The following is an 11,820-nucleotide window of genomic DNA, read 5'->3' as shown; positions in this document are numbered from 1 at the left end:
ATTTGCGTCTAAAGAACTAGATGGATCGCACCAATGTACCGCGCCGCTTGCTGCGGGTAATCGGCCGGTTGGCAGTCTGCGCAGCGAGTCTCTCGCTCGCCTGCGCGGCTCCCGCATTCGCTGATCAACTCGAACAGCACAACGACCTCGTCAACAGATTTATCACCGAAATGCATGCGGATCCGCTCGTCGCGGACTGCGCCGCGCACGGCGACTTTGTCGCGAGCACGTCGACCGCGTTCGACCACGTCGAATTTCCGTCCAGTTCGTTCGACAGCGCCCACTCGTCGGTCACGCCGTGGAACGACTCGTTCGACGAAGGCAAGCAGCGCGTCAAGGTGGACAGCATCGTGACCGTCGAGGGCGTCGGCGTGCGCCAGAACAGCTCGGGCGAGCCAGCCGATCTCAAATTCCGCTGCGGCTACGTCGGCTCGCAGATGCTCGCCTTCAGCTGGAACGATCCGGTGCCGCCGAACCGCGCGCATAGCGAGGGATCGGGCAAGCACAAACGCGGCAAAGGCAAACACGCCGTCAACGGCACGACGCCGAAAAAATCGTCGAAGACAGGCTCGGGTCACTCGTCGCGCACGACGCCGAGCAAATCGGCCAACAAGAGCGCGAAGAAAAAGAGCCAATAACATGTGCGCTGATCGACTCGCGCCGTCGTTCGATCAGTCGCCCCGACAAAAAACGAGGCACGCACTTTTTCCGTGCGTGCCTCGTTTTTTGCGACCATCCGTCCGCTTCTTCAGGCGAACGTTTCCACGTGACGCAAAATCGCCAGCAACATTGCGGCGCCCAGCGATGCGCTGCGTTCGCCGTTCCAGCCCACCCGCTCGTCGGGCTGATTCGCGTTGTCCTTGAACGGCATTTCCAACGTCAACGACAGACAGCCGAATTCGTTGCCAATGTACTTCGACGCAAGCTTCAACGCATCCTCGCGATACTTGCTCGCCGCATAGCCATACTTGTCCTGAAAGTCCGGACTTGCATGCTTGAACGCTTCGATGAACGCCTTCTGTTCGCGTCCCTGCCGTTCCGTGAAGCCCGGCAGCATTTCCGAACCCGCGACGAATACATACGGCAGCGCCTCGTCGCCGTGAATATCGAAGAACAGGTCGCAGCCCGTCGCATGAATCGCGTCGCGCACCGCCAGCACCTCGGGACTGCGCGCGGCGTCTGGCTCCATCCATTCGCGATTCAGGTTCGCGCCGGCCGCGTTGGTGCGCAGATTGCCACGCACGCTGCCGTCTGGATTCATGTTCGGCACGATGTGGAACACCGCGTGATCGTACAGCTTGCGCGCGACCGGATCGCCCGCCCAATCGCCCCAGCCCACGAGGCGCTTCACGAATCCTTCGATGAACCATTCCGCCATCGTCTCGCCCGGATGCTGGCGGGCGATCAGCCAGACGTTCTTTTTCGGCGTGGCGCTGCCGGCAGCGTCCGCCGGCGGTGTGGCGAGCGTGAGCAGCGAAATCGGTCGTCCTTCGACCGTCTTGCCGAGCTCGGTCAGCGACGCGTGCGGCATCTGCTGCACGGCGCCGAGAAACTCGGCATGGCGTTGCTCGCTGTACGGTTCGAAGTACGCGTAGTAGATGCTGTCGAAATCGGGCGTGTGGTCGATCGTCAGCACGCGGCCGTCGTAGCTCGTCGGCACGCGAAACCAGTTCACGCGGTCATAGCTCGCGACCGCCCGATAATCGCGCCAGCCCTCCGCGAACGCGCACGCGGCGGCGTTCTCGAAGCTCATCACGCAGCGTTCGCCCGCCGCGCCCGAGAGACGGAAATAGAACCACTGCGCGAACTCGGCGTGGCTGTCGGGCCGCACGCGCAGGCGGACATTGCCGGCGTCCTCGCAGGACAGCACATCAATCGCGCCTGCGTCGAAATTGCTCGTAATCGATAACGTCATGAGAGTCTTCCCAGCCTGGATTCACGCTGCCTGATCAGCGGCACGCCTATTCCGCGATGCGGCGGCGAAACACGAAAGTGGAGTCGTTCGAGGCTTCGGCGCTGAACGCATAGCCTTCGGCGTCGAAGTCCCTCAACTGCTCGGGACGATCGAGGCGGTTTTCCACCGCAAAGCGCGCCATCAAGCCGCGCGCACGTTTTGCATGGAAACTGATGATCTTGTAGCGGCCGCCCTTCCAGTCTTCGAACACCGGCGTGACGACCGGCGCGTCGAGCAGCTTCGGCTTGACCGACTTGAAGTACTCGCCCGACGCGCAATTGACCAGCACACGCGAGGCCGCCGCATTCTTCTTCAACTGCGCGTTCAACGCGTGCGTGATCCGCTCGCCCCAGAACGCGTACAGGTCCTTGCCGCGCGGGTTGGCGAAGCGCGTGCCCATTTCGAGCCGGTACGGTTGCAGCAGATCGAGCGGACGCAGCAGGCCATAGAGACCCGACAGCACCCGAACGTGATTCTGCGCATAGTCGAGATCGGCCGACGACAACGTCTTCGCATCGAAACCTTCGTACACGTCGCCGTTGAAAGCGAGCACGGCCTGCTTGGCGTTGTGCGTACCGAATTGCTGCGACCAGTCCGCGTAACGCTGAAAATTGAGGTGCGCGAGTTGATCGGAAATGCTCATCAGCGAGGCAATCTGTTGCGGCGACAAACGGCGCAGGCCGCTGATCAGTTCGGCGGCGTCATCGACGAAATCGGGAATCGTGTGCTTTTTGACGTGCGGCGGGGTGTCGTAGTCGAGCGATTTCGCCGGCGACAGAACGATTATCATAGAGGCTTGCAGGCACGCCGTGCCTGGCGGTCAAAGACGAAAGCCCGATTGTAACGAATGCCCGGTTCCCTCGCCTCAAGCGGCGCATTGCGCGTCGTACTCGATTCCAATGTGTGGATCGATATTCTCGTATTCGACGACCCGCACACGCGGCCGATCGCCGCCGCGCTCGAAAGCGGCGCGCTCGCCGCGCTGATCGACGCACGCTGCCTCGCCGAACTCACCTATGTGCTCGACTATCCGCAGTTTGCGCAGCGCAACGTCGACAAAGCCGCGGCGCTCGCGGTCGTCGCGCGGCTGGCGCAACTGCTAGAGCCGCCCGCGCCGGCCGAATCCGCCAGCGACGCGCGGCCGCTGCCCCAATGCAAGGATCGCGACGACCAGAAGTTTCTCGAGCTCGCACATTCGGCAAAGGCCGACTGGCTCGTCTCGAAAGACCGCGCGCTGCTGAAGCTCGCCAAGCGGATCGCGCGCGATTTCGGCTTCCGGATCGCACAACCGGCACCGTTCGTCGCGGCGCTCGGCCTCGTGCAGCGTGCCGGGGGCGAGCCCGTCAGCGCGTGACTCCGCTCACCCGCACGTTGCTCGGAGCCGGCCGCGCGGTCAGCGTGAAACCCGGCGCGCGCAGCGTGTCGTGATTCCCTACAATCAGGCTTCGCCCTTCGCAACGACAGTTCGAGAACCGGTCCCCCTTATCGCTCTGCTACCACGACGCCATGAACGCACCGCACGATACGCCCACGAGCCCCACGTTTCCGTCTCGCCTGCCGAACGTCGGCACGACGATTTTCACCGTGATGAGCGCGCTCGCCGCGGAAAAAGGCGCGGTAAATCTGGGCCAGGGCTTTCCCGACTTCGCCTGCGATCCGCGCATCGTCGACGCGGTCGCGAACGCGATGCGCGACGGTCACAATCAGTATCCGCCGATGGCCGGCGTGCTGCCGCTGCGTCAGGCGATCTCAGAGAAGATGGCGAATCTGTACGGCCGCCGCTACGATGCGAACAGCGAAATCACGGTCACCGCGGGCGCCACGCAGGCGTTGCTGACCGCGATTCTTTGCACCGTCCATCCGGGCGACGAAGTGATCGTGATCGAGCCGACCTACGACAGCTATCTGCCGTCGATCGAACTCGCGGGCGGCAAGCCGGTCTTCGTCACGCTCGACGCACCCGACTACGCGATCCCGTTCGACCAACTCGCCGCCGCGATCACACCGAAGACGCGGCTCATCCTGATCAATACGCCGCACAATCCGAGCGGCACGGTGTGGCGTGAACAGGACATGCGCAAGCTCGAGGAGATCGTGCGCGGCACCAACGTGCTGATCCTGTCCGACGAGGTGTATGAGCACATGGTCTACGACGGCGCGCCGCATGAAAGCGTCGCGCGTTATCCGGAACTCGCGCAGCGCAGCTTCGTCGTGTCGAGCTTCGGCAAGACCTACCACGTGACCGGCTGGAAAATCGGCTACGTGGCCGCGCCCGCCGCGCTGAGCGCCGAGTTCCGCAAGGTGCACCAGTTCAACGTGTTCACCGTCAACACGCCGATGCAGATCGGCCTCGCCGATTACATGAAGGACCCCGCGCCGTACGTGGATCTGCCGGCGTTTTATCAGCGCAAGCGCGACTTCTTCCGCAGCGGCCTCGCGACATCGCGCTTCCGGTTGCTGCCGTGCACGGGCACGTATTTTCAATGCGTCGACTATTCGGCGATCAGCGACCTGCCCGAAGCCGAATTCGCCCAATGGCTGACCGGCGAGATCGGCGTCGCGGCGATTCCGGTCTCGGCGTTCTATCACGAGGCGCACGAGTCGGGCGTGGTGCGCTTTTGCTTCGCCAAGCAGGAAAGCACGCTCGCCACCGCGCTCGAACGGCTCGTGCGGCTCTAGCATGCTCCGTGCGATGTCACGAACGCGCCCCCGCTTCTTGTCATCGCGCTGCGCGGCATGGCGCTGCCCTGCACACCCATGCGCGCTCCACGACACCGCTGTCGTTACCTTAGGAGGTACGCGACGCCGCGATCCAGGCCTTGCGATCCTCGGTCACGCGCTGCGCCGCCGGGCGAGCGTTGATCGTCTTCACGTAGCTCTTCCAGTCGATCCCCGCCTCGAGCAGAAAATCGCAGCCGTAAATGGTCTGCGTCGTCATACCGATGAGCGGCAGGCTCACGTAGCCGGCGGCATCCGCGACGCTGAATCGCTCGCCGCACAGATACGGCGCGAACTTCGCGATCCGCCTGAAGCCGGCGATGTGATGCGTGAGCAGCTTCTCGACGCGCTTTTTCGTCGCGTCGCTGACCGTGCCGCCGAAAAACGCTTCGTTGTACAGATTGCGCGCCGTCAGCTCGAGATGCAGATCGACGAAAAAGATCATTTCGCGTTCCTTGGCGGCCTGCCACGGATCGGCGGAGAAGATCGGCTTGTCGGGAAAACGCGCAGCCAGATATTCGACGATGCACTGCGACTCGCACAGATCGCCGTGCTCGGTCTGCAGATAAGGCACCTTGCCGAGCGGCGAATGTTCGAGCAGCGCTTCTTGCTGGCTCGGCTTCACGAACTGCTCCTCGAATTCAATGCCGTGTTCAAGCAGCACGAACTTGACCTTGTTGTAGTAGTTGGAAAGCGCGAAACCGCACAGCTTGATCATCGGGTGTCTCCTTGTGTCATGGGGTGTGAGACCGTGCATCGAAGTTGAAGTGCACGACCGTGCTATTCTAAACAACCATGGAGTCGGCCATCACAATGAACTCTCGCAATTTCAGCATGGAGACCATCGGCATCGTCGGCACCGGCGCGATGGGGCGCGGCATCGCGCAAATTGCGGCGCTGGCGGGCCTGCGCGTGCGGCTCTATGACACCAACGCGGCCGCCGTCGGCGCGGCGCGCGACTATCTCGCGGAGACTTTCGCCAAATTGACGGCCAAAGGCAAGCTCGAGCAGTCGCGCTCGCTGGCCGCGCTCGCCAACGTGAGCGGCGTGCAGGCCGTCAGCGAACTGGTCGGCTGCGATCTGGTCATCGAGGCGATCGTCGAAAAACTGGAGGTGAAGCAGGCACTGTTTCGCGAGCTCGAAACCGTGGTCAGCGGTCGCTGCATCCTCGCGTCGAATACGTCGTCGCTGTCGATCACCGCGATCGCCGCAGGCTGCACCGATCCATCGCGCGTGGTCGGCTATCACTTCTTCAATCCGGTGCCGCTGATGAAGGTCGTCGAAGTGATCGACGGCCTGCGCGGCGACCCCGAGGCCGGCGACGCGCTGATGGACCTCGCGCGCCGCATGGGTCACACGCCGGTGCGCGCGAAAGACATGCCCGGCTTCATCGTCAATCACGCGGGCCGCGGCATGAATACCGAGGGCTTGCGCGTGGCAGGCGAAGGCGTCGCGAGCTTTGCGGACATCGACCGCATCATGCGCGAGCAGGCCGGCTTTCGGCTGGGACCGTTCGAGCTGCTGGACCTGACCGCGCTCGACGTGTCGCATCCGGTGATGGAGTCGATCTATCACCAGTTCTACGAAGAACCGCGTTATACGCCGTCGCCGATTACCGGCACGCGGCTAGCGGGCGGACTGCTCGGCCGCAAGACCGGGGAAGGTTTTTATCGCTACGTGGACGGCAAGCAGCAGGTCCCCGCCGAAGCGCCCGCGCCGACCAGGCTGCCGCAAAGCGTGTGGGTCAGCCAACGCTACCGCGACGCATACGACACCGTCGCGCAATTGGTCGGCAAAGCCGGCGTGAAGCTGGACGAAGGCGCGACGCCCGCCGCCGGTTCGCTGATCGTCGTCACGCCGTTCGGCCACGACGCGACCACGGCCGCGCTCGACGAAGCGCTCGACGCGAGCCGCGTCGTCGCCGTGGATGCTCTGTTCCCGCTCGTCGGCGCGCAACGCCGCACGCTGATGACCACGCCGGCCACGACGCGGGATGCGCGCGACAGCGCGCATGCGCTGTTCGCCGCCGATGGCATCCCCGTCACCGTGATTCGCGATTCGACCGGCTTCGTCGCCCAGCGGGTGGTCGCGACGATCGTCAACATCGGCTGCGACATCGCGCAAAAGCAGATCGCGACGCCGGAGGACATCGACCTCGCGGTCACACTCGGTCTCGGCTATCCGCGCGGGCCGCTCGCGCTCGGCGACGCGCTCGGCGCCACCGCCATTCTCACCATCCTGCGCAACATGTACAGCGTGCTCGGCGAGCCGCGCTACCGTCCGTCGCCGTGGCTCGCAAGACGCGCGCAACTCGGCCTCTCGCTCACGCAGCGCGACGCCGTCGACATCCCAACGGAGACCCAATCATGAGCGCCGCCCTGCTCGCTTCGCGCCCGGCCAGCAGCGAATCCACGCTGGTCCTCACGCTGTCGAACCCCGGCGCGCGCAACGCGCTGCATCCGGACATGTACGCAGCAGGCATCGAGGCATTCGATACCGTCGAGCGCGATCCGTCGATTCGCGCCGTCGTGATCACCGGTGCCGACGACTTCTTTTGCGCGGGTGGCAACCTGAACCGCCTGCTCGAAAATCGCGCCAAAGATCCGTCGGTGCAGGCCGATAGCATCGACATGCTCGGTCAATGGATTTCGGCGCTGCGGCTGTCGTCGAAACCGGTCATTGCCGCGGTGGAAGGCGCGGCGGCCGGCGCTGGATTTTCGCTCGCGCTCGCCTGCGATCTGCTCGTCGCCGCGGACAACGCCAAGTTCGCGATGTCGTACGCGCGTGTCGGCCTGACACCCGACGGCGGCGGCTCATGGTTCCTCGCGCAGGCGCTGCCGCGCCAATTGGCCACCGAGGTACTGATCGAATCCAAGCCGATCGGCGCCGCGCGTCTGCACGAACTCGGCGTCGTCAACCGACTCACGAAAGCCGGCACCGCGCTCGATAACGCGCTCGCCTGGGCCGACGAGCTCGGCGCGATTTCGCCCAATTCGGTCGCGCGCATCAAGGGGCTGATTGCCGCGGCCGGCACGCAGCCGCTCGCGGACCATCTGGTCACCGAGCGCGACAACTTCGTCGCGTCGCTGCATCATCGCGACGGTCTCGAAGGCATCACCGCGTTCCTCGAAAAACGCGCGCCGATCTACAAATAAGCGACGAGAGAGAGCCGCCCGACATGCCCGACTACCAACTGCCGAAACGGCGCCGCATCTTCCTGATGCGTCACGGCGACGTCACCTACTTCGACGATTCCGGCCGCGCGATCGATCCCGAAACCGTGCCGTTGAACGCGAACGGCCGCGAGCAGGCAAGCGCGGCGGGCCGCGTGTTCGCCGAGCAGCAGGTGCGCTTTGACCGCGTGATCGTCAGCGGCTTGCCTCGCACGATCGAAACCGCGCGACGTGTGCTCGCCGAAACGGGTCAGCAGATCGAACCCGAGATCGAGCCCGCATGGCAGGAGATTCGCGGCGGGCGGCTTGGCAGCATTGCTCCGAGCGATATCGAGGCGGCGTTTCTCGGGGTCTTCGACGGCATCGTGCCGGAGACCATGCGCTTTCTCGACGGCGAAACGATCGGCGAGCTGTTCGATCGCGTGCTGCCGGCCGTCGCGGCGCTGCGCGACGACCCGTCGTGGGACACCGTGTTGCTGGTGCTGCACGGCGGCGTCAATCGCGCGATCCTGTCGCACGCGCTGACGGCGGGCGGCCGCACGTTCTTCGGTCATTTGGCGCAGGCAACCGGCTGCATCAATGCGCTCGACGTCGGCGCCGCGCCGCGCGACTGGGTGCTGCGCACGCTCAACTATTCACCGCCGTCGCCGTTGCATCGCGATGTTCGCAACACCACGATGGAAATCCTCTACGCTCAATTTATTCGATACCAGCGTAGCTGATACCGAACCGGAGGAGACACATGGCGCCAGCCACGCAGACCGGCGAACCGGCAAGCAGACAGGACTACTCGGCTTTCGAGGGCACCCGCCCGGTCAACGAGCGGCAACGCTTCGACAACGATGCGCTCGCCGCGTGGCTGGCCGGACATGTCGACGGCTTCGAGGGACCACTTACGCTCGAGCAATTCGCGGGCGGACAATCCAATCCCACTTTCAAGCTGATCACGCCATCGCGCTCGTATGTCATGCGCGCGAAGCCCGGACCCGCGGCGAAGCTGCTGCCGTCCGCGCATGCGATCGAACGCGAATATCGCGTGATGCACGCGCTCGCCCGCAGCGACGTGCCGGTCGCCCACATGCTCGCACTGTGCGAGGATGAAAGTGTCATCGGCCGCGCGTTCTATGTGATGGAGTTCGTGGAAGGTCGGGTGCTGTGGGATCAATCGCTGCCCGGCATGACGCCCACCGAGCGCGCGGCGATCTATGACGAAATGAACCGCGTGATCGCGGCGTTGCATAGCGTCGACGTCGCCGCCGCCGGCCTCGCCGACTACGGCAAGCCTGGCAACTACTTCGCGCGCCAGATCGGTCGCTGGAGCAAGCAGTACCTGGCGTCCGAGACTGAGCCGATCGACGCGATGCACCGGCTGATCGAATGGCTGCCGCGGCATATGCCGGCCGAGACGAACGAGCGCGTGTCTGTCGTGCATGGCGACTATCGGCTCGACAACCTGATCTTCGATCGCCACGCGCCGCGCGTGCTTGCGGTGCTCGACTGGGAACTGTCGACGCTCGGCAATCCGCTCGCCGATTTCGCTTATCACTGCATGGCCTGGCATGTCGACCCGGCGCAGTTCCGCGGCATCGCGGGACTCGATTGGGTCGCGCTCGGCATTCCGGATGAAGCGCGCTACGTCGAGCGCTATTGCCAACGCACCGGCTTCGAGATTCATGGCGACTGGAATTTCTATCTGGCCTACAACATGTTTCGCATCGCCGCGATTCTGCAAGGGATCATGAAGCGCGTCGTCGACGGTACCGCGTCGAGCGCGCAGGCACTCGATGCCGGCCGGCGCGCGAAGCCGATGGCCGAACTGGCCTGGCATTACGCGCAGAAGGTTCTCTAGCACAAGGGCGCGTCCCGTTACCCATCATTCGCAGTTCCTTACCCGCGAGGTCCAAGATGAATTTCGACTACACCCCGAAGGTCCAGGCGTTGCGCGAAAGACTGCTCGCCTTTTTCGACGAGCACATTTACCCGAACGAACAGGCGTTCTACGCGGAGATCGCGCGCAATCGTCAGAACGGCAACGCGTGGGTGCCGACTGAACTGATCGAGCAACTCAAGCAGAAGGCGCGCGACGCCGGCCTATGGAATCTGTTCCTGCCGCAGTCGAAGCGTGGCGCCGGTCTGACGAATCTCGAATACGCGCCGCTGTGCGAGATCATGGGCCGTGTGCCCTGGGCGCCCGAAGTGTTCAACTGCAACGCGCCGGACACCGGCAACATGGAGACGATCGAGCGGTACGGCAGCGAAGAGAACAAGCGGGAATGGCTCGATCCGCTGCTGCAAGGGCAAATCCGTTCGGCGTTTTTGATGACGGAGCCGGAGGTCGCATCGTCGGATGCCACGAACATCCAGACCCGCATCGAGCGCGACGGCGACCATTACGTGATCAACGGTCACAAGTGGTGGTCGTCGGGCGCGGGCGATCCGCGCTGCAAGGTCTACATCGTGATGGGCAAGACCGATCCCGATGCCCCGCGCCATCAGCAGCAGTCGATGATCCTCGTGCCCGCCGACGCCACCGGCATCACTGTGCATCGCCCGCTCACGGTATTCGGTTACGACGACGCGCCGCACGGCCACATGGAGATCACCCTCGACAACGTGCGCGTGCCCGCCACCAACCTGCTGCTCGGCGAAGGCCGCGGCTTCGAGATCGCGCAAGGCCGCCTTGGCCCGGGACGCATCCATCACTGCATGCGCCTGATCGGTCTCGCCGAACGCGCGCTCGAATTGATGGCGAAGCGCTCGCTGCAACGTGTCGCGTTCGGCAAGCCGGTGGCGTCGCAAGGGGTCACGCAGGAGCGTCTCGCCGAAGCGCGCTGCATGATCGAGCAGGCGCGTCTGCTCACGCTGAAGACCGCGTACATGATGGACACCGTCGGCAACAAGGGTGCGCGCGGCGAGATCGCGATGATCAAGGTGGTCGCGCCGAACATGGCGTGTCAAGTGATCGACTGGGCGATTCAGGCTCATGGCGGCGGCGGCGTCAGCGACGACTTCCCGCTCGCGTATGCGTACGCATCTGCGCGCACGCTGCGTTTTGCCGACGGTCCCGACGAGGTGCACCGCAACGCAATCGCCAAGCTCGAGCTCGCGCGTCATCTGGATGCGGGCGCGGGGGCCGACGCCACCGCAAGCAGCGTCGCACGATCTATGCTCTAATTTTCGACAACGGCGGCGCCCTCTTTGCGGCGCCGCTTTGACGAACAAAGGAGCCAGGATGATCGACGTCTATAGCTGGGCGACCCCGAACGGCCACAAGATCCATATCATGCTCGAGGAAACGGGCCTGCACTACAACGTGCATGCCGTGAACATCGGCGCCGGCGACCAGTTCAAGCCGGAATTTCTCGCCATCAGTCCCAACAACAAGATTCCCGCGATCGTCGATTCGGAAGGCCCGACAGGCGCCGACGGCCGGCCGTTCGCGCTATTCGAATCGGGGGCGATCCTGATTTATCTGGCCGAGAAAACCGGCAAGCTTCTACCCACCGATCCGGCCGCGCGCTACGCGGCGCTTCAATGGCTGATGTTCCAGATGGGCGGTCTCGGTCCGATGCTCGGACAAACGCATCACTTTCGCGTGTATGCACCCGAGCAGATCGAATACGCGGTCAATCGCTACACCAATGAAGCGCGACGTCTGTATGGCGTAATGGACACGCAACTCGGCAAGACGCGCTACCTCGCGGGCAACGACTATACGATCGCGGACATCGCCGCCTTTCCGTGGACACGTTCGTGGACAAATCAGGGCATCGACCTCGATAGCTTGCCGAACGTGAAGCGCTGGCATGAAGAGATCGCCGCGCGGCCGGCGGTGGTGCGCGGAGTCGACGTGCTCGCGTCGGCGCGCGCACCGCTGACGGACGACAAGGCGAAAGAGATGCTGTTCGGCGCGACGCAGTACGCGAAACACTAGTTTCGAGCCGTCTTTCAGGCACTGTACGACCCGAACAGGAA

At 64.1% G+C, this 11,820-nt stretch carries 12 protein-coding genes; 9 read left to right on the top strand and 3 right to left on the bottom strand.

Going from position 1 to position 11,820, the window contains the following annotated elements:
- Positions 1 to 20 precede the first annotated feature (20 nt).
- The gene (locus BJG93_RS05035) at positions 21 to 638 is read left to right on the top strand and encodes a BspC domain-containing protein (RefSeq protein ID WP_027197243.1); all 618 of its coding nucleotides are present in this window, start codon (positions 21 to 23) and stop codon (positions 636 to 638) included.
- Between the two features lie 110 nt (positions 639 to 748).
- On the opposite strand, the gene BJG93_RS05030 is transcribed toward BJG93_RS05035, so the two are convergent.
- Both BJG93_RS05030 and yaaA read right to left on the bottom strand, forming a co-directional pair.
- The gene (locus BJG93_RS05030) at positions 749 to 1,915 is read right to left on the bottom strand and encodes a M14 family metallopeptidase (RefSeq protein WP_027197242.1); all 1,167 of its coding nucleotides are present in this window, start codon (positions 1,913 to 1,915) and stop codon (positions 749 to 751) included.
- Between the two features lie 46 nt (positions 1,916 to 1,961).
- The gene (yaaA, locus tag BJG93_RS05025; protein ID WP_027197241.1) at positions 1,962 to 2,744 is read right to left on the bottom strand and encodes a peroxide stress protein YaaA; all 783 of its coding nucleotides are present in this window, start codon (positions 2,742 to 2,744) and stop codon (positions 1,962 to 1,964) included.
- Between the two features lie 57 nt (positions 2,745 to 2,801).
- Between yaaA and BJG93_RS05020 the strand changes: the two genes are divergently transcribed.
- Entirely contained in the window at positions 2,802 to 3,308 is a 507-nt protein-coding gene (locus tag BJG93_RS05020) for a putative toxin-antitoxin system toxin component, PIN family (protein ID WP_027197240.1), read from the top strand.
- A 152-nt stretch (positions 3,309 to 3,460) separates the two neighbouring features.
- Complete coding sequence (locus BJG93_RS05015; RefSeq protein ID WP_027197239.1) at positions 3,461 to 4,633, top strand: pyridoxal phosphate-dependent aminotransferase; 1,173 nt, start codon at positions 3,461 to 3,463, stop codon at positions 4,631 to 4,633.
- Positions 4,634 to 4,742: 109 nt separating this feature from the next.
- Here the strand turns inward: BJG93_RS05015 and BJG93_RS05010 are convergent, their stop codons facing one another.
- The gene (locus BJG93_RS05010) at positions 4,743 to 5,390 is read right to left on the bottom strand and encodes a glutathione S-transferase family protein (protein ID WP_027197238.1); all 648 of its coding nucleotides are present in this window, start codon (positions 5,388 to 5,390) and stop codon (positions 4,743 to 4,745) included.
- 95 nt (positions 5,391 to 5,485) lie between these two features.
- On the opposite strand from BJG93_RS05010, the gene BJG93_RS05005 reads away from it, so the two are divergent.
- The 6 genes from BJG93_RS05005 to BJG93_RS04980 are packed head-to-tail and all read left to right on the top strand — an operon-like array spanning position 5,486 to position 11,779.
- A complete protein-coding gene (locus BJG93_RS05005; protein ID WP_027197237.1) occupies positions 5,486 to 7,042 on the top strand; it encodes a 3-hydroxyacyl-CoA dehydrogenase in 1,557 nt (518 codons plus the stop codon).
- Complete coding sequence (locus tag BJG93_RS05000) at positions 7,039 to 7,827, top strand: oxepin-CoA hydrolase, alternative type (protein ID WP_027197236.1); 789 nt, start codon at positions 7,039 to 7,041, stop codon at positions 7,825 to 7,827. The genes BJG93_RS05005 and BJG93_RS05000 overlap by 4 nt, the downstream gene beginning before the upstream one ends.
- A gap of 23 nt (positions 7,828 to 7,850) precedes the next feature.
- Positions 7,851 to 8,567 (top strand): histidine phosphatase family protein, encoded by a 717-nt coding sequence (locus tag BJG93_RS04995; RefSeq protein WP_027197235.1) that lies wholly within the window; start codon positions 7,851 to 7,853, stop codon positions 8,565 to 8,567.
- A gap of 20 nt (positions 8,568 to 8,587) precedes the next feature.
- A complete protein-coding gene (locus BJG93_RS04990; RefSeq protein ID WP_027197234.1) occupies positions 8,588 to 9,694 on the top strand; it encodes a phosphotransferase in 1,107 nt (368 codons plus the stop codon).
- A gap of 56 nt (positions 9,695 to 9,750) precedes the next feature.
- On the top strand, positions 9,751 to 11,019 hold the full coding sequence (locus tag BJG93_RS04985; protein ID WP_027197233.1) for an acyl-CoA dehydrogenase family protein: 1,269 nt from the start codon (positions 9,751 to 9,753) through the stop codon (positions 11,017 to 11,019).
- Positions 11,020 to 11,077: 58 nt separating this feature from the next.
- Positions 11,078 to 11,779, top strand: a complete 702-nt coding sequence (locus tag BJG93_RS04980; RefSeq protein WP_027197232.1) for a glutathione binding-like protein — start codon at positions 11,078 to 11,080, stop codon at positions 11,777 to 11,779.
- The last annotated feature ends 41 nt before the right edge of the window (positions 11,780 to 11,820 follow it).

It is taken from the genome of Paraburkholderia sprentiae WSM5005 (assembly GCF_001865575.2).
GTDB lineage: Bacteria > Pseudomonadota > Gammaproteobacteria > Burkholderiales > Burkholderiaceae > Paraburkholderia > Paraburkholderia sprentiae.
Note: the sequence above shows the minus strand (reverse complement) of the source record. Positions and strands in the feature narration are given on the sequence as shown.